Source organism: Cupriavidus sp. 8B, from assembly GCF_054589115.1.
The window spans coordinates 1-20,790 of the sequence record NZ_BAAILO010000245.1 but is presented as its reverse complement, the minus strand read 5'-3'; the positions used below and the strand labels follow the sequence as shown (position 1 = coordinate 20,790).

The window sequence follows — 20,790 nt, the reverse complement described above, 5'->3', positions numbered from 1 at the left end:
CAGGTAGATAACTTCAAGCGCGTTAGTACTAATCTAGTGTTTATGGCGGAGCCGCCCGCATCGGCCGCCGCCCGCACTTGAACGGAGAAGTCGATGTCTACACTGCAAGAGGAAAAATGTGACGTCCTGATCATTGGATCGGGCGTTGCCGGCATGTCGGCGGCTATTACCGCCGCCAGCCGCGGATTGAAGGTGCTCGTGGCCGAGAAGGCGAGCTACTACGGCGGGACGACCGCACGCTCGGGTGGCTGGCTATGGGTTCCCAACACCCATCTGGCCAAGGCCTACGGCCACCACGAGCTGCCGGATCAGGCCCTCACCTACATTCGAAACCAGGCCGGCGCCGCGTTCGACGAAGCGCGTGTGGGTGCCTTCCTGGTGAACGGCCCGAAGGCCATCGCGTTCTTCATGTCGAAGACCGCTGTCCAGTTCGACATGCCGCTCACGTTCCCGGACTACCACGCGGAGGCGCCCGGCGCCGCGCAAGGCGGCCGCTCGATGGTGACGCGCCCGTATGACGCGCGCGAGCTGGGCCCGCTGCTCAAAACGCTCGGCCCGGTGCTGCCGGAACTGACCGTCTTCGGCGTGACGATCGGCTCGGGCAAGGAGATCGTCCACTTCATGCGGGTCACGCGGTCGCTGGAATCGGCCTGGTATGTCACCAAACGCCTCACCAAGCATTTCCTCGAGGTGATGAGGTACGGACGGGGGATGACGCTGACCAACGGCAACGCGCTGGCCGCGCGCCTGGCGAAATCCGCGGCGGACCTGTCGATTCCGGTCTGGCTGTCGTCGCCGGCCGTCCGGCTGCTGCACGAGGGCGACCGGGTCACGGGCGCCGTGTTGGAACGTGACGGGCAGCGGATCAGCGTGAAGGCGCGCCACGGTGTCGTCCTGGCCAGCGGCGGATTCCCACACAACCTCGAGCGCCGCAAGGACACCTACCCGCACGTGAAGGCCGGTCACGGCCACTACTCGCCCACGCCGCAAACGAATGTGGGCGATGGCGTGCGCATGGCCGAAGAGGTAGGCGGCGTTTTCGACAAGGGCCTGTCGAATGCCGCGGCATGGACGCCCATGTCGCTGGTGCCGCGCAAGGACGGCACGACGGGCATCATGCCGCATTTCATCGACCGGGCGAAACCGGGCGTGATCGCTGTCAGCCTGGACGGCCGGCGCTTTGCCAACGAGGCCAACTCCTACCACGACCTCGTGCAGGCGATGATCGCTGCCTCGAGGGGCAAGTCCGAGACGGCATGCTGGCTGGTTGCTGACCATGCCGCCATCCGGCGCTATGGCCTCGGCTTCGTGAAACCTTTCCCGATGCCGCTGGGCACCCACCTGCGCAATGGCTACCTCAAGCGCGGCAAGACGATCGAGGACCTGGCGATGCAGATTGGCGTCGATCCGGCGACGCTCGCGACTACCGTTCGCCAGTACAACGAGACCGCGCGATACGGGCGCGACCCCGAGTTCGGCCGCGGCAGCAAGGCCTACAACCGCTACCAGGGCGATGCGCTGCATACGCCCAACCCTTGCGTCGCGCCGCTGGTCACCGGCCCGTTCTATGCGCTCAAGCTCGTGCCGGGCGACCTCGGGACATTCGTGGGAATCCGGACGAACGAGCACGCCCAGGTCGTCTCCGGACAAGGAGAGCCGATCCCCGGGCTGTACGCCGCTGGCAACGATGCCGCGAGCATCATGGGTGGCGAGTACTGCGGCGCCGGTATCACGCTGGGTCCTGGCCTGACCTTCGGCTATGTCGCGGGCAACCACATCGCCGATCACATCCACGCTTCGCGCCCGAAGGCGACCGCGGCGACCGCGGCGCCCGCGCGCGAGCCGCTGGCGATGCACTGATCGCCGACCCCATCCTGCCGTCCCGCGACTGCCTTGCGGTGGTCGCGGCCCACCTGATTCTCCTTGCCGAATCTCCTTCCGAATCCATCATGATGATTCCCAAACTACTGACCGGGAAGGTCGCTTTCATTACCGGCGCAGGCCAGGGCAATGGCCGGGCCCTCGCCATCGGACTCGCCGAAGCGGGGGCGACCGTCGTCGTCACCGACATGAACGAAGCCAATGCCCACGAGACCGCGGCGATGATCGACGCCCGCGGACACGCGGCCCGCTCCTGCGCGCTGGACGTGACTGACGCCGCGCAATGCCGGGCCGTTGCCGAGGACATCACGGCCAAAGTCGGCCCCATCGACGTGCTGGTGAACAACGCCGGCATCCTCATCCGCGAGGGCATCGACAGCCCCTACGCTCTGCACAACCTTCAGCAGGTGATGAAGGTCAACCACGAAGGGACGTTCAACGTCTGTCACGCGTGGCTGCCGGCTCTGCGCAAGACCAGGGGGGCCATCGTCAACGTCGCTTCCATTGCGTCCTTCTCAGGCCAGGCAAATACCCTCGGCTACTCGCCCTCCAAGGGCGCGGTGAAGATGCTGACCCAGTCGCTGGCAGCCGACCTTGCGCGCGACGGCGTGCGCGTCAATGCCATCGCGCCGGGCGTCATCGAAACCCCGATGACCGTCTCGACGCGCTCTGACCCGGCCAAGCTCGAACGCTTCATGACCCGCATTCCCATGAACCGCGTGGGCAAGCCGGAAGAGCTGGTGGGGGCGGTGCTGTTCCTTGCCTCGTCGATGTCCACCTACGTAACAGGGGTGACCCTGCCCGTGGATGGCGGATACCTGGCTGCCTAAGGCCCATAAAGGATGCAAGCGCGAACAGCGCTTGCCCACATATAGGAGACAACCGATGAAACAGGCATCCCGCACGATCGACGTGCAGTCATTCATCGACGCCGAACGCTTTTCCCCTTGCCAGTGGCTGGTCCTCATATTCTGCTTCCTCGTCGTGGCGGCAGACGGATACGACACCGCGGCGATCGGCTTCATCGCGCCGTCGCTTGCCCAGGAGTGGGGGATCACCCGCGGCGAACTCGGCATCGTCATGAGCGCGGCGCTGGCCGGTCTCAGCCTCGGCGCGATCTTCGCGGGGCCTGTGGCGGATCGCATTGGCCGCAAGACCGTGCTCGTCGCGGCAGTGACGGCCTTCGGCGCGTGGACGCTCGTCACGGCACACGCGCAGTCGATCACCGCCTTGACGGCGCTGCGCTTTCTGACGGGACTAGGACTCGGCGCGGCGATGCCCACGACCATCACCATGATGTCGGAGTACGCGCCGGAGCGGCTTCGCGCCTTCACGGTCAACGCAATGTACTGTGGATTTTCCAGCGGCCTGGTGGCGGGCGGCGCGGCATCTGCGTGGTTGATTCCGCATTTCGGCTGGCGCAGCGTCTTAACGGCCGGCGGCATCGGGCCACTGGCGCTGGCCGTGCTGCTTCTCGTGCTGCTGCCGGAGTCCGCCCAATTCCTTGCAGTACGCCCGGGCACGCGCGAAAAGATTGCACGGATCCTGCACCGCATCGCCCCCGACCAGCGACTGGACGGCTGCACGTTCGTCGCACGGACGGCCCAGGTCGGGACGCGGCAAAAGGCATCGGCGCTGGGGCTCATCCTGTCGGACGTGTATCGGCGGCGCACGCTCCTGCTCTGGCTGTCGTGCTTCATGGGGCTGGTGATCTACTACCTCATGACGAACTGGATGCCGACGCTGTTCCGCGAGGCGGGACTCAGCGTCGAACACGGCGCGTTGCTGGCCTCCGTGTTTCCGCTTGGCGGCTTGCTCGGCAACCTGGTGGCAGGCTGGCTGATGGATCGCTTCGATGCCAATCGCATCATCGTCGTCGCGTACATGCTGGCAGCCCTGCTTGTCACTGTCGTGGGGCGCAGCCTCGACCATCCGGCGTTCCTTGGCGTCTCGCTCTTCCTGTGCGGCACCCTTGTCACGAGCGCGGCGACGTCAATGTCCACTTATGCCGCGACTCTCTATCCGACCGAGGCCCGTACTACTGGCGTCGCCTGGATGCAGGGCATCGGACGGATCGGTGGCATTGCCGGATCATTCATCGGCGCGGCGCTGCTTGGCATCGGCTGGGGCTTCGGCGATGTCTTCGGCTTGCTGGTGGTGCCGGCACTGGCTGCCGCAGGTGCCGTCTTCATGATTGCGAAGCCGCAGCGCGCCTATTCGGTGACCAGGGCTGCCAAGTGAGACTGTCGCTGTCGATCGCGGCGGCCCTGAGCATGGCCTCGATGCGCGCCTGCGATGTCCTGCTTCCGGCGCTGTCGGCGGACTTCAGGGTGCCTGTCGGCGTCGCGGGGTGGTCCATATCGGCCTTTGTACTGGCCTATGGCCTCCTGCAACTCGTCTATGGACCACTTGGCGACAACTTTGGCAAGCTGCGGGTCATCTGCGCCGCGCTGGCGGCGTGCTCCGTGGCAAATGTTCTGGCGGCGCTGGCGCCGACAATGACCGCTCTTGCTATCGCCCGGGGCCTTTCCGGCGCCGCCGCAGCCGGCATCATTCCGATGAGCATGGCGAGGATAGGCGATACGGTGCCCATCGAGAATCGGCAGCAGGCGCTCGCCCGCCTGCTCTTGGCGACCGTCGGCGGGCTGATCGTCGGCCAGTGGATCTCGGGACTGATCGCGGATGCACTGCACTGGCGCGTCGTGTTCATGGTGCTGGCGGCGGGTTTTGGCATTGTCGCCTTTCGAATCCGTACGCAGGCATCTGGCGCGGCACCGGACTTGCCGCCTCGACGCTCCTTTGGCGGGCAGGTCAGGACCGTCCTGGATCAGCCATGGGCGCGACGGATTCTCCTGGTGACGGCGCTGGAAGGCTTGTTCGCGCTCTCCGGCTTTGCGTTCGTGCCCGCCTATCTGCACAGGCAATTCGGGCTCGGTCTCAGTGCTTCCGGCGCCGTAATGACGATGTATGGGGTTGGAGGACTGGCCTATGTGGCGCTGTCTGGCGTACTGATCCGGCATTTCTCGCGTGCGAGCCTTGCAAGCCTGGGGGGTGTTCTCCTGGGCTCAGGCTTTGCCATCGTGGCCAGCGGCTCGCGCTGGGAGTGGAGCGTGCTCGGCTGCTTTCTTGGCGGATTTGGCTTCTATACGCTTCACAACACGCTGCAGACCGAGGCCACGCAGATGTCGCCGGAGGCGCGCGGTACGGCGATCGGACTCTTTGCGGCGACGCTTTTCTTCGGCCAGGCGATTGGAACGGGCCTGGCGGCGGTGGCGGTTGACTCCGTGGGAGAGACATTCTTGTTCTACATTGCTGCTCTGGCCCTTCCGGCAGTGGCGCTTGCCTTCGGCAAGGGCGCTCCGCGCAGGGCGCTTACGGGCCGGCTCTAGGTAGGTGGTGGATTCGTGAATGACCGCACAGCGGCGCTTTGCCGACCTTCATCAGCAGAGAACGGGTGCCCGCTCATCGGCCGAAACGGCACTTGCGCGTCGTTGGGAATTTCGGTCGAATGACTGCTTCGTGGGCCGCTGGGCAGCGAACTGCGGATCCCAGTCACTTGTGAGCACAACGTCATCACGACGTGATGCGATACAACAATACGATGACCAACGGCCTTCTCTTATATCGTCGTGTCAACAATGACCCGTCCTGAACTCGGCTGGCTCGATCGCCCTCATCTGCGCCGCAGCCGCGACCGCTCCGGCCAGCAGTTCCTCGATGCCGGCTTCACCTCGCGCTTGGCGGAATCTCGCAAGTCGGCGAGCACGGCGTGCTGGCATGAAAGTCCCCCTTGCCGCAGAAATGCTGACTGGATATACACGTCGCCCCGCGTCCAGACATAGGAGGGCCACTCTGGGACTGTTTCAGTTTTGAAATTAAGTGGTGTGCACCTTGGATGTGCAATTTCTTTTCTGAAGGCTTCATTGATACTCACGTGGCCATAATCTAAGCTAACTTTCAACAATCAGAACTGAAGCAGCCTTTCGCCCCCGCGTGAGCGCAGCGCCTGCGGCGTTTGAAACGATATCGTAGCCGGGGACCGGCCTGCACCACCAGATGCTGGATCAGGTGTTGCAGCTTTTCGAGATCGTCCCCGATTTCGATCTGGATTTCATTCGCACATGGAGGTCAGTCCATGAACACGCCACTTCATAGCGTCGTCCGCTCGCTACGTTTCGGCATCTTGGGCGTAGTGGTGGCGATGCTCGCTGCCTGCAATTTTGGGAACGACAACAAGCCTGCGAGCAATCCACCACCCGCGACCAGCGTGAGCTTCCAAGTGGTGTCGTTCGGCGACAGCGTGTCTGATGTAGGCACGTACGCACCGGTAGCGCAGGTAGTAGGCGGGGGGCGCTTCACTACCAACCCCGGCCAGGTGTGGACGCAGGATGTCGCGAATTTCTTTGGTGGCACGCTGACAGCCGCTTTTACCGGTGGCTACGGATTTCCGCTCACTGCACATCCGGAGGGTCTTGGCTATGCACAAGGCGGCGCGCGTGTGACGGATCCGAATGGCATCCATTTTCAGGCCAATGGGCTTGGCGCGACTACCGTCCCGATTGCAAAGCAGGTACAGAACTACCTCGCCGCACACACGAGCTTCAACGCTGGCCAGCTTGTGCTTGTCCAGGGCGGCGGAAGCGACATCCTGATTCACGCGCAGCTCACCGCAGCCGGTAGCGAATCAAGAGCGCAAGCGGAGCAGGCGGTGAGCCTTGCCGCACAGCAATTGACAACTATCGTCGGGCAGATCCTGCAAGGCGGGGCCAAGCACGTGGTCGTGTCGAACGTCGGGAATATCGGCGCTACGCCCTTTGGCTTTAGCAGCGCTGACGGCGGGGCATTGCTGACCGGGCTATCACTGACATTCAATTCAGCCTTGACGAGCGCGCTGCAGGCGGCGGGCATCCAGAACCTGGTGGTCAATATCGATCAGTTCACCTTCATCAATACCGTCCTCGCCAATTTCAAGGCGAATGGCTTCCTGATCAGCAACACCGGTACCGGGTGCAATCTGCAACTGCTCGCGAAAGAGATCGAGATCAGTGCCCTGTTCTGTTCGCCAAAGACTTATACGGTACCCGATGCGGACCAAACCTATATGTTTGCGGATGATGTCCACCCGACGACGCATTTGCACGCTCTGTTTGCGACCCTCGTTGAACAGGCGGTACAGGCCGCGAGCAAGTGACCTGTTGGCGATTCTGACCATCGGCGCCGATTGAATTCTGACCAGGGATGGAGCGCCGTCGGCGCAGCCGACGGCTGTGGATAAGCCGCTCGAAAGAGATTCGCGACCCGGATGCGCTCCAGCATGGCCTCGATGCGCGCCTGCGATGTCCTGCTTCCGGCGCTGTCTGCTCCACGCGCCAGGCTAGTCGGCGAAATCGCTAAAGGAAGGAGTGTTGTACCCGCGCTTTATCGCCAGTGGTGAGCGGATCGTGGCGTCATAGGTCTCTGTTTAGGCAACTCGCTGCTCCTGTCATAAGGATGATCTGTGTAAATAGAAATTGGAGGCGGAGGCCTGACCCGCACGGTGAAACGGGGGCTGGCGCCATACACGACGCGCCTTGATTCACTGTCTACCTGGCTGCGATCTTTCTGTTCGATCCCTGGCTCGGCCCGCTCCCCGGCCAACGGGTTGAGCGGACTGAAAGCGCCGAAGGAGATCATCTCCCCGCTGGTGCAGCATTTGCCAAACCTGTGGGATCTGTTCTACGACTACGGTGCGCACCTGGGGCGACCTGGGCGTGGCCGCGTGGGCAGACAAGCCGGTGCGCGTGGCAGGGGCCGCCGCATGGCGCGGGGCCGAAGCCTCAGCGCGGGCCATCGTCATGCACGAGCGAATCCTGAGTGTCGGGGAAACACAGGGGCAATGGCGTGACGACATCCCTGGGAAGGGGGCCGAGGCGGATGTGCCCGATCAGGTGGCGGCCGACCCGTACGCGATCGGGTTCACCGGCATGGGGCATCTGATCGCGGGTATAAGGACGGTGGCCCTGGCCGAGTCCGCTGGCGCCCCCGCAGTTGACGCGACCTATGAGGATGTTGCGCTCGCGCGCTACCCACTCGGCCGCGCCGCCTATATCGTGCTGTCCAGCTCGCCGGACCGCCCGGTGGCGCCGACGCTGCGGGAATTTGCCCGCTTCATCCTGAGCCGGGAGGGCCAGCAGGTGGTGCTGGACCAGGGCGTGATGCTGCCACTGCGCGCCGCTTCAGCCGTCCGACGAGAAGTGTCTGATGAGTATCTTTGTGAGCCGATCTCGCGCAATGAAGAGTCGTGACCATTCCCTCTGATCCAATATGCATGTCTGTGCCAGCGGGCCACATGCCGGCGGCAGCGCACAGTTCGGGCGCCTGTTTTGACCTCCGGGTCAACCCGGATTGCGACAAGACTTCCACGCGCCTATCTTTCTACATCATACGTATGATGTAAGGAAGGGTGTCATGGTGACGTTGCACAGGCAGGTTCTGAATCAGATGGGGGAGCAAATTTGTTCGGGCAAATTCCTGCCGGGCGAAATTCTTCCGGCCGAGCCTATTCTCGCTGAGCAGCTGCAAGTTAGCCGCATCACGATCCGCGAGACGATGAAGTCGCTCTCCGCGAAGGGCATGCTCGAAGTGCGCCGCCGGTACGGCACGGTCGTGCTGCCGCGTTCGCAATGGCAATTATTCGATCCGGACGTGATCACATGGCGCGCGCGAGCGGGCGCCATCGACCAGGGGCTCATCGACGATCTGATGGAATTGCGCCTGATCATCGAACCTAACGCTGCCAAGCTTGCCGCGAAGCGCGCGACAGAGGAGGACCGCGTCGCGGTGCGGCGTGCTTTCAAGGCGATGGAGCGCGCGGTTGCCGGCCACGGCGACTACGTTGCCGCCGACCTGGCGTTTCACGGCGCAATCCTCACCGCCTGCCACAACCAGTTCGTCCAGCAGATGCAGAACGCGTTGTCGGCAATCTTGCGCACAAGCTTCGAACTCAGCTCCGAAGTCGCTGGTGGTCCGGCTCGTTCGCTGCCGATGCATGAAGCACTTTGCTTTGCCATCGAGAACGGCGATCCGGCAGCGGCTGAAGAGGCGGTGCTGACGCTCATCAAGCGTGCCGAGAAGGATTTCGAGGACCGCGCCGCCCTGCACCGTACCGCCAACGACCAACCCGTTTAACGAATCGCCCGGCAGCCTCGCCAGCAGACCTGATACCAACGTTATCGCGACCGTGAAAGCGGTCTCGAGGGGCGCACTTGCGCCTCGTTCCTGAACATCGAGAGGACAAGCACATGACACAGTTATTCGATCTGAGCGGCCGTACGGCCCTCGTAACCGGCTCGACACGAGGCATCGGCTTCGCGCTCGCCGAGGGACTGGCGGCCGCAGGCGCCAGCGTGGTCCTGAACGGCACGCGGGCCGATACGGTCGCGGAAGCGGTCACTCGGCTCAAAGGCAAAGGATTCAATGCGCAAGGCCGCGCGTTCGACGTGACCGACGAACAGGCTGTCACCGACGCGTTCGCGCAATGGGACAGGGACGGCGTGCAGATCGACATTGTCGTCAACAACGCTGGCATCCAGTTCCGCAAGCCCCTCGTCGAACTCGAACTGGGCGACTGGCAGCGCGTGATCGACACTAACCTGACAAGCGCGTTCATTGTCGCGAAGCAGGCGGCGCGACGCATGATCGCGCGCGGCACGGGCGGCAAGATCATCAATATCGGCTCGCTCACGAGCGAAGCCGGGCGCGCGACAGTCGGTGCCTATACGGCGGCGAAGGGCGGCATCAAGATGCTGACCCGTGCTATGAGCGCCGAGTGGGCGGCGTCGGACATACAGGCAAATGCAATCGGTCCGGGCTATATCCTGACTGACATGAACAAGGCGCTTATCGAAAACCCTGCTTTCGACGCCTGGGTCAAGAGCAGCAATCCATCGCAACGCTGGGGAAAACCGGAGGAGCTCGTCGGAACGGCGGTGTACCTAGCCTCGCCCGCATCGAGCTATGTGAACGGCCAGATCATCTACGTCGACGGAGGCTGGCTGGCTGTACTTTGAACGCGAGTCCGCATGGCGAACATCAAAACAAAGCACTCGCGCGAAGCAACCCGTCTGTGCGCCGCACCGATCAGGAGACATCATGGAAAGCGTCAAACCCGTGGCAACCCAAAGATGGTGGTATCTGATGCCCATCATCTTCATCACCTACAGCCTTGCTTATCTGGATCGCGCGAACTACGGTTTCGCAGCAGCAGCCGGGATCGACAAGGATCTCGGCATCACGTCCGGCACGTCGTCGCTGATCGGCTCGCTGTTCTTTCTCGGCTACTGTCTGTTTCAGGTGCCCGGCGCGATCTATGCGCAGCGTAACAGCGTGAAGAAGCTCATCTTCTTCAGCCTGATCTTGTGGGGACTGTGCGCTGCAGCGACCGGCATTGTCAGCAACATCCCGATGCTGATGGTGTTGCGTTTCGTGCTTGGCGTGGTGGAAGCGGCCGTGATGCCGTCGATGCTGATGTACATCAGCCGATGGTTCACGCGCAGCGAACGCTCGCGCGCCAATACGTTCCTGATTCTCGGCAATCCGGTCACGGTGCTGTGGATGTCGGTGGTATCGGGCTATCTGATCCGCAGCGTTGGCTGGCGCCAGATGTTCATCCTGGAAGGGTTGCCGGCGCTCGCATGGGCGGTGGTCTGGTGGTTCACGGTGAAGGATCGCCCGGCCGATGCGCCCTGGCTGACCGACGCCGAAAAGACTGAACTCGATGCGCGTCTGAAGGCCGAGCAGGCGCACATCCCTCCAGTGCGCGACTACAAGGCGGCGTTCCGTTCGTCGATCGTGCTGAAGTGCTGCGCGATTCATGCGCTTTGGAGCATCGGCGTGTATGGCTTCATCATGTGGCTGCCGTCGATTCTCAAGGCCGCTTCGACGATCGATATCGTGTCGGTTGGCTGGCTCTCCGCCGTTCCGTATCTCGCCGCGATCATCCTGATGCTGCTTGCGTCGTGGCTCTCGGACAAGACGCGCAATCGCAAACTGTTCGTCTGGCCGCTACTACTCATCGGAACCATTGCACTCGTCGCTTCATACATGATCGGCGGCTCGCATTTCTGGATCTCGTTTGCACTTCTGGTCGTGGCGGGCGCGACGATGTATGCACCGTATGGCCCATTCTTCGCTCTCGTGCCGGAGTTGATTCCGAGCAACGTGCTGGGCGGCGCGATCGGGCTCATCAATGCATGCGGCGCGCTGGGCGCGTTCCTTGGATCGTGGGTGGTTGGGTATCTGAACGGTGTGACCGGCAGCCCCGCGGCTTCGTACATCTTCATGGCGGGCGGTCTGCTGCTGTCGGTCATCCTGATGATCACCGTGCCTGCGCATTCCGACCTGCGCGCGACGCGTGAACGGTCGCTCTCACTGCGCCGCACGTGAGGAACCGCGCGGTCTGGCGAGGATCCAGGCCGGGTACTTTTTCAAAGCTAGAGCGGGTGTTGGATGTGCAGTCACTCCAATGTTGATGCATAGCAATTTCAATTCACTCCACTCAAGGAATCAAATGTCCACGCCGATTACCGACGTCAAAGTCATCTTGACCGCGCCAGAGGGTATCAATCTCGTCGTCGTCAAGGTCGAAACCAACCAGCCGGGCCTCTATGGTCTCGGTTGTGCCACCTTCGCGTACCGCCATCTCGTGGTGAAGTGCCTTGTCGAGGAATACTTGCGTCCGTTGCTCATCGGCCGCGATGCCGAGGCCATTGAGGAACTCTGGCAGCTCATGCATCAGAACGCCTATTGGCGCAATGGCCCGATCGAGAACAATGCCATTTCGGGCATCGACATGGCGTTGTGGGATATCAAGGGCAAACTCGCCAACATGCCCCTGTACCAGCTGTTCGGTGGAAAGTGCCGCGAGGGCGTGCCCATCTACCGCCACGCGGACGGTAAGGACATCGAGGAACTCTGCGACAACATCCTCAAGTACCGTGAGCAAGGCATCACGCATATCCGCTGCCAGAGCGGCGGCTACGGCGGTGGGCACTTCGGGCCAGCGCCGTCGACGGCGCCGAATGGCGCGCCGGACGGGATCTATCTGGACAGCCGACAGTACATGCGCGAGACGGTCAAGATGTTCGATGCCTTGCGCAGTCGCCTCGGCCTCGATGTTGAACTGTGCCACGACGTGCACGAGCGTCTGCGCCCCATCGATGCCATCCGCCTCGCATGCGAGTTGGAGCCTTACGCACTCTTCTTCCTGGAGGACGCAATTCCGCTGGAAGAAGGTGAATGGCTGCGCCAGTTGCGCGCCAAAACCACCACGCCGCTGGCGCAGGGAGAGCTGTTCAACCATCCGTTTGAATGGCGCTCGCTGATCGCCGAGCGCCTGATTGACTACATCCGGGTACACCTGAGTCAGGTGGGCGGCATCACTCCGGGACGCAAACTGCAACTCTTCGCCGAACAGTACGGCGTACGCACAGCCTGGCACGGCCCCGGCGACATGTCACCACTGGCGCACGCGGCTAACATTCACATCGACCTGGCGGCGCGTAATTTCGGTGTGCAGGAATGGTCGGGCACCGAGCCGCCCAACTTCGTGATCCAGGAGCTCAAGGGGCCGAAGGAGGCGCTGCTCGACGTGTTCCCGGGCATGCCGGAGTTTCGCCGGGGCTATGTCTATGCGAACGACAAGCCAGGCCTGGGAGTGGAGGTCGACGAGGTCGAGGCGGCCAAGTATCCCTGCGACAACACTGTCACGACCTGGACTCAGACGCGCCTCGTCGACGGCACGCTGCAAACGCCGTGAGGAGGCACGCGAATGGACCGGCGATCTGGCTGCAGGCCGGTTGGGAAGGGAGGAGGGTGCTGATCGGATGCATTGAGCCTAGGCCATGCACAGCCGCCTTCAGAATCGGCATATTTCCGAAGACGCAGCGGATGCTGACGAGGCGCCGCGTGCCCGATGTATGGAGTCCTGAGCTCGCAGCAATCCTGACCGGTCCGCAGTTCACCCCCTGCATGACGGTAGCGGGCGGTCCCACGCGCCAGCCTGGAGCCATTTGAGGGACGTACTCGCCTAGGCTGGCGCGTCGCCAGCGTCACGCAGGTCTTAACAAACGCCGCAGGGCAAAATGCTCGAAGAAGCATATAGCGGCATGTTGGTGTTGCGGAGAGCATTTTTTTGCATCTCGTATGGCGCCGCAGGTGCAGGCAATGGTAGATATCTTGATATCTCTCGCATGGTGGTATATCTTTTGATATCTACCAAAGGAAACGTCGTGAGCACCACTGCCAAAATTTTTACGACCGGTCGCAGCCAGGCGGTGCGGCTGCCGCAGGAATTCCGCTTCGCTGAGCGCGAGGTCTATATTCGCCGTGATCCGTCCACCGGCGACGTGATCCTGTCGCGCCGGCCGGAGAGTTGGGACGGCTTCCTGGCTGCTATCAATGGCAGCGCCGTGCCGGCAGACTTCCTAGCAGACCGCGCGCAGGGCGAACAAGCCCGGGATCCGTTGGCGGGTCTCGAATGACGCGCTACATGCTCGACACCAATATCGTGAGCCATCTGCTGCGAGGACACCCGGCAGTCGTGGCGCGCGTGACGGCCGCGCCAATGGTGGCGCTGTGCCTGTCAGTCATCACCGGCGCGGAACTTATGTACGGGCTCGCCAAACGCCCCGGCGCAGAGCGCCTCGCGCGCGCAGTCGACGAGCTGCTGCGCCGGGTCGAGGTGTTGCCCTGGACCCCTTCGGTGATGGCTGGCCATGGTGAGACCCGCGCTGCGCTGGAATCCCAAGGGCAGCCGATGGGGGCATTGGACTTACTGATTGCCGCGCACGCGCTGGAGACTGGCGCGGTGCTGGTGACCAATGACAAGGCGTTCCGGCGCATCCCTCGCCTAGTGGTGGAGGACTGGTCGGTGCCGACCGGAAATTCAAACAAGCGCTGACGCTCCGCTCAGCGGCTATTGATCAGCGATTCCCTAGTTGCTGATAGCATTTGGATTCACAACGAGTCTATATCGCACGGCAATGAAGTACTGCACTACGGTAACCGTGGTCGATGGCCAGTTCTGTGCGCGCGTAGTTCGCCGCAGAACCTCCAGGGGCACCACAGTCGAACGAGAGCGGAAAGGTTTCGCCTCGCGCCAGGAAGCACACGAATGGGCGGAGAAGGAGTTAGTCGAATACCTACACCAGCGTGAAGTTCTGAGGGCTCGGCGCCGCGAGAGCAAGAGCCGGCGGCGGACATTCGCGCACGATCGTGAACAGCGGCGCGACACCCAAATGCAAGGCGGCATGGTTCGTGACGAGGTATTGCTGGCACTTTTCCCCGATCCTTTCCAGCCAAACTCGCCGGATACTGCCCGATTGTTGCGTGCCATTCGTTCTCTGCTGGGCGATAAGATTGTTACAGTCGCCACGCTCCAAGGTACGACGGCCTACGACATCGCCGAGAATGGGGCTGTCGGATATGCACCAGGTCACGAAGCGGCATTGCTGAAACTGCTAGATCATTGTCTTTGTGGCTACGCAAGTGCGGGCCTAATGATTCGCCAATTCATTCCCGGTACCAGTGCAACTGTGAAAAACATCCGCGGCAAGGATGTGTCGATTCCTTGGAAGGCTCTCTATGGGGTGCACATCACCGGCGACGGCATCCGCCCATTGCCGGCAGAAGAGGTCGAGCATTCCGCAACCCACGCTGCCGATGGATCGCCGACGGAACCTGAGAACTACGTGGTCTTCGAAGATTTCTCGGTGATCCTGGCCAGATTCCCAGCTCTATAAGGCCTGTTGACCAAGCCCGAGAGGAGGAATGCCTGGAATTGCATGACATTGGCAGGCGGCTGCGGGTCCGGAGCAGACGGACGGAGGCGTTGCCATGGTAAGTCGATAACATCGCGCCCGATGGCGAGCACTGGAGCGCCTGTCGTCCCGGCTTCTTCCTGCCCGTTCGGGTGCTCTCGCGGCTGTTCCGGCGCCTGTTCCATGTGACCTTTGCCGCAGACAGGGCGCTCGCGCAGCGACTTGCCCGCGAGCCGCTGGTAATGGTCGCGATAGTCTTCCGTTGAGATGGGTGGTTCGACAGTGGGAGTGTGGAACCCGAGTAGCCGTCGACAGAGGGTCAGTTTCACGGCCCGGCAACGATTGGCGAGCCAGCCGTAACTGCGGTTGTGCTTGAAACCGTGGCACGTGCATCCGCAGAGGGTCGATCAGGGACGACCGAGCTTGGCGGCTGGTATCCGACCGAGATCGGCAAACAGCGCACCGAATAGAAGCCTTCCGCAAGGCAGAAGCGATAGGTCCAATCGCAGACGGGATCTCGCCGTCCACGTGGATGATGTCGATCGCGGCGTCCGCGGTAGCAGCGGCCAGTCGCGCGATCGCTTGCACCCGATGGCCACTCTCTCAGGTCGCGGTCGGCAAGGCCGGCGTACACAAGGCGCCGGTTGGCCAGCAGGCGCCCCATCACTTGCGCAAGCAGGCGGCCGCCGAAATTGTGGCGGTCGAAGGCGCCGAACAGGATGGCGGGACAATCGGGATTCATCGACGCGTAACCGGTGGTCGGTCCGCCTTCTTTGTAGATCTCCCGCAGGGCCAGGCCTATCGCAACAGATAGAGCGAAAACTGCCCACCGTTCATCGGGAAAGCTGCGCCAGCCATTTCATCCAGCGCTTCCCTTGCACCCAACCCACCCATCGATATGCCGCCGGCACAGTCCACGCTCCTCCCGGCGTCAGTGCAGGCAGTGAAAAGCACCAGGGCTGCGAGCCCGGCGCAAACCAGCTTGCTCATGAACTTCTCCTCGCGATTCCGGCAGGCAAGGGGCGTGGGAGTCGCCGGGAATCAGGGCGGCGAGTCCCACGATGATTTCAGCAGTCGCAACCTTCGGTCCACCCTCAGGCGGGCCTGATGTTCTGGTTCACGCGGAACAGGTTTGCAGGGTCGTACTTGCGCTTGATCTGCGCCAGCCGCGCATAGTTGTCGCGATAGGCAGCCTTCACGTTGTCGTTGCCTTCGTCCATCATCATGTTGATGTAGCCGCCGCCAGCCGAGTGCGGATGCAGCGCCAGCCAGTAGTCCTTGGCCCACTGCACGATGCGGTCGTTGTTGGCCGGGTCGGGATCGACGCCGACAATCACGCTGGCGAAGCTCGCATCGCGGTAGCTGAATGCGGTGTCATTGGGGCCCGCGCGATGCGCTGCGCCGTTGATGGGATACAGGTGCATGGTCGAGTGCATGGATGGCAACTGGTGCCCATACTTGATGTGCAGATCGATGGCCTTGTCGCTTAGGTCGCTCACGAAGTCGGCTTTCCAGTACCACTGCAGGCCAGGCGGATACAGCGCGTCGAACAGGCTCTGCAAGACCGGCCAAGGAATGGAGCCGGCAAAGTCCACCGCTGGCGGCATGGCGTCGCGAATCGGCTTGAAGCGCGCCTCGGCCTGATCGAGTGGACCCGTGTAGCACCACACCACGGCGCACATCTTCTGCAGGTGGACAGACTCGGGGAACGGCGGCCCGGGCGGCACCGTCACAAAGCCGAACCAGCCATTGATGTCCTGCGGCGCAGTCAGGATGAAATCGCGCCACCACTTCATCAACTCGCGCGCCTGGTCCATCGGCCACAGCATCGGGCCGCCGTAGACCGTGCCGACGGGATGGGCCTTGAACTCGAATGAGGTGACCACACCGAAGTTGCCGCCACCGCCGCGCAGCGCCCAGAACAGGTCCGCGTTCTCGTCGCTGCTGGCATTGACCAGTCGCCCGTCGGCCAGAACGACCTCGGCGCTGAGCAGGTTATCGATCGTCAGGCCGTAGGCGCGGCTAAGGTAGCCAATGCCCCCGCCAAGCGTCAGCCCACCCACGCCCGTGGTCGAGATGAAACCGCTCGGCGTCGCCAGTCCATAGGCGCTGGCGGCGTGGTCCACATCGCCCCAGGTGCAGCCGCCACCAACCCGAATGGTGCTGCGCTTCGGATCGACAAACACGCCTTTCATCGGCGACAGGTCGACCACCAGTCCGCCATCGCATGTGCCGAGCCCCGCGCCATTGTGCGCACCGCCACGTACGGCCAGCAGCATTCCGCTGTCTCGCGCGGCGTTCACCCCCGCAATGATGTCCGCGACATCCGTGCAGCGCGCGATCAGTGCCGGGCGCTTGTCAATCATGCCGTTGTACACCGCGCGTGCCTGGTCATAGGCCGCATCGCCAGGCTGAATCAATTGCCCCCGAAAATGCGGCTTCAGCGCGGTGGCGACGGTTTCACTCAGAGCACCTTCCATGGTTGCCTCCTGTCCGGTTGGTATGCAGGAGTTTTATCAACCTCGGCGTTTGAAAGGCGTTAGGCGCGCCGTTATATGCGCCAATCTCCGACGCGGCTGGCCCAGAGCGGCCAAACCATGACTAACGCGCCAGTAACGCGCGCGCCCGGACGATGTCGGGCTGGTCGAAGCCCTCGGCGAATTGGGCGAGCGGCGGCTCGACCACCCGGCGCGCGCCGATGCCCTCCCGTGGCTCGCGCAACGCCGCCAGCGACAGCGCGGCGCGCAGCTCGAGAGGGCGAGCCCGTTGGCCGGCAGCGATCTCGATCGCCTTGATCAGCGACGATTCGGCTTCGGCCAGGTTGGCGCTGCGTTGCAGCAGAAGCTCGCCGCGCAGGCGATAGAGCTCCGCGTCCAGCCAATGCTCGCCAGTGTGCTCCGCATGGTGGAGCGCCTGATCCAGCGCCGCAAGCGCGGCCTCGGTCTCGCCCACGTCACCCAGGCATTCCGCCAGCATGCCGAGATACAGCGGCAGCCGCAGGCGCGCGCCGGTGCGATGAAAGCCCTCGATCGCCGCCCGCATTGCCGCCACGGCGTCGGCGCCGGGCGACTGCTTTGCATTGGCCCAGGCGAGCAGCACGTCAGCCCAGGCAAGGTAGTAGCCGACGTGGTACTGATCGGCGATCGAACGTGCCTGTCGGGCGTAGTGAAGCGTCAGACCGTGCTGCCGGCGCAGGGCATGCTGCATTGCAAGATAAGACAGCGCCAGCGCCTGGGAGAACGGGTGTGCCAGCCGGTTTGCCACCTCCAGCGCTTCGCGTCCACGCCGGAGGGCCTGATCGGCGAGCCCGGTGAACCAGAATGCATGGGCCGACCACGCCGAGGCCAGCACGCCGAAGTTTCCGCCCATCAACGACACATGCTCGGCGTGCTGGGATTCGTCATAAGCGCCGATCGCGCGTTGATACGCTGGCTCCGCCGCCACCCAGTCACCCTGCTGGACCAGGCTCCCCATGATGTTGGTCCATGCCATCGAGGCGTAGGTACCCGACCCGGAAGTGCCCAATCCCGCGATGAGTTCCTCGCTCAGGCTCCGCGCCTGGGCAAACTCCGCACTGACGACGAGAAAGAAGGCAAGGCTGACCTGGGCGCGCGCCTGCTGACCGAAGTCGCCCGTCTGTCTGCTGAGCTCCACGGCGCGCCGCAGTGGCGTGTCGAGCTCCGGTGCCGCCCACCCACGGGAAATGCGAATCGGCGGCGCAAGGTCGAGTTGCAATGCCAGCGACTGCCGGGCGCGCTCTTGCGGATCGACGATCTGATCGGCTTGCGCCAGCCCGCGCCGCAGCAGGGCGATGGCATCGTCATAGGCGTACACACTCTGCGCAACGCCGGCCGCGCGCCGATAGAACGCGGCTGAATCGGTTGGCAGGCCCGCCTGTTCGTAGTGCGCGGCAATCTGCGCGCTGGCAGCGTCGAGATCATCGTCTGGCGCCTGTTCAAGTGCGCGTGCCACGCGTTGATGCAGGCGGCGGCGTTGCAGCGGACTGACCTCGGCGTACGCCACGTCCCGGATCTTGTCGTGGCTGAAGTCAAAGGCAATGCCCCCGCTGTCTGGCTGGCGCACGATGCCTCGTTGCCAGAGTTCGTCCAGCGCATTCGTGAGGGCGTCCTCGCGCACGTCGCTCGCCTGGGCCAGCACATCGGCAGTGAATGCTCGTCCGATGATCGCCGCGACGCCGACGATATCGCGCGCGGCAGGCGACAGTTGCGCAAGACGGCTCGAGATCACCGTGTACACCTTGGGTGGCAACTTCGGGACCGTGCCGTGCGGCGTGCCGCCGGCCGTCGTGGTGTCGGACCGGGCGCGCATCATCTCGACCGTGAACAGGGGATTGCCTTCGCTTTCCTCGAATAGCCGGGTTGCCTCCGCATCGGCCAGCGGCCGATTGATGATCTGCGCCGCGATCTTCGCAGTTTCGGCGGCATCCAGCGCGCCCAGCAACATCTCCGTGAGCTGGTCGTCGCGCCGCAAGGCGTCAAGCAGCCGGCTCACGGCGTGCAAGGGGGTGATGTCTTCATGCCGCGCCGTGGCGACCACGAGGAGCTTCGCGCTCACGTCGAAGCGCATCAGGAAGCGTAGCCATTCAAGCGTCTCCGCGTCGCACCATTGCAAATCGTCGAGCAACAGCAGCAGCGGCCCGTCTGTCGCCAGCACGGCGCGCGCCAGCGCTTCGAAAAACCGCTGGCGCTGCCAGTATTCGGTGAGTGGGGAGGGTGGAGGCAGGCCGGGTTGTTGCGTCAGCAGCTCTGGCAACAGGCGCGCGACTTCGGTCAGCCACAGTCTGTCGAGTCCGCTCATCGCTTCGTGCAAGGCGGGGCTGCGCAGCCAGCCGGTGACCGGCGCAAACGCGACCTGCCCCTCGGCCGCGTACGCGCGTGAGTGCGTCGTGGTGAAGCCTTGCCCGGAAAGGTGCACGAGCAATTCCTCCGCCAGGCGCGACTTGCCGATGCCCGCCTCGCCCGAGATCAGGGCGAACTGCTTGTCGCCAAGCTGACTACGCTGCCACACTTCGAGAAGCCGCCGCCATTCGTTGTGGCGTCCGATCATTGGCAGCATGGGGTCCCGTGGGCGTCGACGCTGTGTTGGCGCAGCCTGGGCAGCAAGGCGCGCATAGGCCTCGCGCAAGGCTTCACTGGGCACGATGCCCAGCTCGCGCGTGAACGTTTCAACGCAGTTGCGATAGGCGCGCAGCGCGGATGCATGATCGTGATTCAGGGCATGCAGGCGCATCAACGCCATATAGGTGGGCTCGCGCAATGGGTCGAGCCGCTGCAACTGCTGCGAGTGTTTCAACGCCTTTGCGTAGTCGCGTCTGTCCTCGCTCAACAGGCTGAGGCGCACGAGCGCCGCGATGCACGCTTCGCGCAACTGATCGCGCTGCGGGGCGATCCATTCATCGTAACAGCTGGCCAGCAGGTCGCCCCGATACAGTTCCGCTGCCTGCGTCAGGAGTTCTTCCTCGGTGGCCGCGTCGTTGTTGCTTGCGGCCCGCGCCGCGGTGGCCAGGGCCGACTGAAACTGCGCGACATCGAGATCGAACGCGGAATCGGGCAACCAGCGCACCATTTGCGCGTCGGCGTGGACGAAACTGGCTGCGTGCGGCCATGACTTGCGTAGATGAAACAGGAGCTGACGCAATGCATTGCGTGCCTGCGCTTGCGTCGAATCGGGCCAGAACAGGAAGGCCAGTTGCTGGCGCGACTGCGGCACGTCCCGATGCAAAATCAGATAGGCAAGCAGCGCCTGCAAGCGGGGAGAATTCGCGTCAGGCATCGGCGCGTCGGCGCCGTCGAGATGAAACTCGCCGAACAGGCGGACGGAGTAGCGAGCTTCAGGCGCCATGCGGGGTCACCGGCGATCTAGGCGACTTCGGCGGCGTCGTGGAGGCCGGCCCACGTCCTGGTACGCTGGACTGCCGATGGCGGTGCGGACGCACTCGACAAACGTGCGTAATCGCGCAGGCACGCATCGGACTTCAGCATGGGCGATGTCGATGGACTGTTCCATAAAATCTGCTCAAAGTTGAGCATTGGATTTATCCGCACTTCGTTGACGCGGCTTGCGCCGCCCAACTGAAGCCCCTTGACGCTCA

17 protein-coding genes and 2 pseudogenes are annotated in these 20,790 nt (G+C 63.3%); 14 read left to right on the top strand and 5 right to left on the bottom strand.

Going from position 1 to position 20,790, the window contains the following annotated elements; all coding sequences use genetic code 11:
• Positions 1–93: 93 nt before the first annotated feature.
• The 14 genes and pseudogenes from ACYP5B_RS23545 to ACYP5B_RS23480 all read left to right on the top strand — a co-directional run bounded on the left by ACYP5B_RS23545 (position 94) and on the right by ACYP5B_RS23480 (position 14,660).
• Positions 94–1,860: an FAD-dependent oxidoreductase gene (locus ACYP5B_RS23545; RefSeq protein ID WP_459571273.1), complete on the top strand. Its 1,767-nt coding sequence runs from the start codon at positions 94–96 to the stop codon at positions 1,858–1,860.
• Between the two features lie 92 nt (positions 1,861–1,952).
• Complete coding sequence (locus ACYP5B_RS23540) at positions 1,953–2,711, top strand: SDR family NAD(P)-dependent oxidoreductase (protein WP_459571312.1); 759 nt, start codon at positions 1,953–1,955, stop codon at positions 2,709–2,711.
• Positions 2,712–2,766: 55 nt separating this feature from the next.
• Positions 2,767–4,122: an MFS transporter gene (locus ACYP5B_RS23535; RefSeq protein WP_459571272.1), complete on the top strand. Its 1,356-nt coding sequence runs from the start codon at positions 2,767–2,769 to the stop codon at positions 4,120–4,122.
• A complete protein-coding gene (locus tag ACYP5B_RS23530) occupies positions 4,119–5,270 on the top strand; it encodes an MFS transporter (RefSeq protein ID WP_459571270.1) in 1,152 nt (383 codons plus the stop codon). Before ACYP5B_RS23535 ends, ACYP5B_RS23530 begins: the two co-directional genes overlap by 4 nt.
• A 746-nt stretch (positions 5,271–6,016) precedes the next feature.
• The gene (locus ACYP5B_RS23525; RefSeq protein ID WP_459571269.1) at positions 6,017–7,072 is read left to right on the top strand and encodes an SGNH/GDSL hydrolase family protein; all 1,056 of its coding nucleotides are present in this window, start codon (positions 6,017–6,019) and stop codon (positions 7,070–7,072) included.
• 535 nt (positions 7,073–7,607) lie between these two features.
• Positions 7,608–8,165, top strand: a complete 558-nt coding sequence (locus ACYP5B_RS23520; protein ID WP_459571268.1) for a PstS family phosphate ABC transporter substrate-binding protein — start codon at positions 7,608–7,610, stop codon at positions 8,163–8,165.
• Positions 8,166–8,328: 163 nt separating this feature from the next.
• Positions 8,329–9,048 carry a FadR/GntR family transcriptional regulator gene (locus tag ACYP5B_RS23515; RefSeq protein WP_459571267.1) on the top strand — a complete coding sequence of 240 codons (720 nt, stop codon included), beginning with the start codon at positions 8,329–8,331 and terminating at the stop codon, positions 9,046–9,048.
• Positions 9,049–9,161: 113 nt separating this feature from the next.
• On the top strand, positions 9,162–9,929 hold the full coding sequence (locus tag ACYP5B_RS23510; RefSeq protein WP_459571266.1) for an SDR family oxidoreductase: 768 nt from the start codon (positions 9,162–9,164) through the stop codon (positions 9,927–9,929).
• A gap of 82 nt (positions 9,930–10,011) precedes the next feature.
• Positions 10,012–11,304 carry an MFS transporter gene (locus tag ACYP5B_RS23505; RefSeq protein WP_459571265.1) on the top strand — a complete coding sequence of 431 codons (1,293 nt, stop codon included), beginning with the start codon at positions 10,012–10,014 and terminating at the stop codon, positions 11,302–11,304.
• A gap of 124 nt (positions 11,305–11,428) precedes the next feature.
• Entirely contained in the window at positions 11,429–12,676 is a 1,248-nt protein-coding gene (locus ACYP5B_RS23500; RefSeq protein WP_459571264.1) for an enolase C-terminal domain-like protein, read from the top strand.
• 472 nt (positions 12,677–13,148) lie between these two features.
• Positions 13,149–13,400 (top strand): antitoxin, encoded by a 252-nt coding sequence (locus tag ACYP5B_RS23495; RefSeq protein ID WP_459571263.1) that lies wholly within the window; start codon positions 13,149–13,151, stop codon positions 13,398–13,400.
• 8 nt (positions 13,401–13,408) lie between these two features.
• Positions 13,409–13,819: a PIN domain-containing protein gene (locus ACYP5B_RS23490; protein ID WP_459571262.1), complete on the top strand. Its 411-nt coding sequence runs from the start codon at positions 13,409–13,411 to the stop codon at positions 13,817–13,819.
• A gap of 82 nt (positions 13,820–13,901) precedes the next feature.
• Positions 13,902–14,084, top strand: a pseudogene (locus tag ACYP5B_RS23485) (DUF3622 domain-containing protein); the annotation flags it as partial.
• An 84-nt stretch (positions 14,085–14,168) separates the two neighbouring features.
• Positions 14,169–14,660: a hypothetical protein gene (locus tag ACYP5B_RS23480; protein ID WP_459571315.1), complete on the top strand. Its 492-nt coding sequence runs from the start codon at positions 14,169–14,171 to the stop codon at positions 14,658–14,660.
• Positions 14,661–14,860: 200 nt separating this feature from the next.
• Here the strand turns inward: ACYP5B_RS23480 and ACYP5B_RS23475 are convergent.
• The 5 genes and pseudogenes from ACYP5B_RS23475 to ACYP5B_RS23455 all read right to left on the bottom strand — a co-directional run.
• Positions 14,861–15,058: pseudogene (locus ACYP5B_RS23475) on the bottom strand (IS91 family transposase); the annotation flags it as partial.
• Positions 15,059–15,476: 418 nt separating this feature from the next.
• Positions 15,477–15,668: a hypothetical protein gene (locus ACYP5B_RS23470; protein WP_459571261.1), complete on the bottom strand. Its 192-nt coding sequence runs from the start codon at positions 15,666–15,668 to the stop codon at positions 15,477–15,479.
• A 104-nt stretch (positions 15,669–15,772) separates the two neighbouring features.
• Positions 15,773–17,158 carry an FAD-binding oxidoreductase gene (locus tag ACYP5B_RS23465; protein WP_459571260.1) on the bottom strand — a complete coding sequence of 462 codons (1,386 nt, stop codon included), beginning with the start codon at positions 17,156–17,158 and terminating at the stop codon, positions 15,773–15,775.
• A gap of 121 nt (positions 17,159–17,279) precedes the next feature.
• Positions 17,280–20,447 (bottom strand): ATP-binding protein, encoded by a 3,168-nt coding sequence (locus ACYP5B_RS23460; protein ID WP_459571259.1) that lies wholly within the window; start codon positions 20,445–20,447, stop codon positions 17,280–17,282.
• A gap of 110 nt (positions 20,448–20,557) precedes the next feature.
• A partial coding sequence (locus tag ACYP5B_RS23455) for a hypothetical protein (RefSeq protein WP_459571258.1) occupies positions 20,558–20,790 on the bottom strand: 233 nt, incomplete at its 5' end.

Coding starts and splice junctions, on each gene's coding strand:
- ACYP5B_RS23465 (WP_459571260.1), bottom strand. CDS start 17,158: ATGGAAGGTGCTCTGAGTGAAACCGTCGCCACCGCGCTGAAGCCGCAT.
- ACYP5B_RS23470 (WP_459571261.1), bottom strand. CDS start 15,668: ATGAGCAAGCTGGTTTGCGCCGGGCTCGCAGCCCTGGTGCTTTTCACT.
- ACYP5B_RS23535 (WP_459571272.1), top strand. CDS start 2,767: ATGAAACAGGCATCCCGCACGATCGACGTGCAGTCATTCATCGACGCC.
- ACYP5B_RS23490 (WP_459571262.1), top strand. CDS start 13,409: ATGCTCGACACCAATATCGTGAGCCATCTGCTGCGAGGACACCCGGCA.
- ACYP5B_RS23540 (WP_459571312.1), top strand. CDS start 1,953: ATGATTCCCAAACTACTGACCGGGAAGGTCGCTTTCATTACCGGCGCA.
- ACYP5B_RS23515 (WP_459571267.1), top strand. CDS start 8,329: ATGGTGACGTTGCACAGGCAGGTTCTGAATCAGATGGGGGAGCAAATT.
- ACYP5B_RS23505 (WP_459571265.1), top strand. CDS start 10,012: ATGGAAAGCGTCAAACCCGTGGCAACCCAAAGATGGTGGTATCTGATG.
- ACYP5B_RS23510 (WP_459571266.1), top strand. CDS start 9,162: ATGACACAGTTATTCGATCTGAGCGGCCGTACGGCCCTCGTAACCGGC.
- ACYP5B_RS23525 (WP_459571269.1), top strand. CDS start 6,017: ATGAACACGCCACTTCATAGCGTCGTCCGCTCGCTACGTTTCGGCATC.
- ACYP5B_RS23545 (WP_459571273.1), top strand. CDS start 94: ATGTCTACACTGCAAGAGGAAAAATGTGACGTCCTGATCATTGGATCG.
- ACYP5B_RS23480 (WP_459571315.1), top strand. CDS start 14,169: ATGGTTCGTGACGAGGTATTGCTGGCACTTTTCCCCGATCCTTTCCAG.
- ACYP5B_RS23500 (WP_459571264.1), top strand. CDS start 11,429: ATGTCCACGCCGATTACCGACGTCAAAGTCATCTTGACCGCGCCAGAG.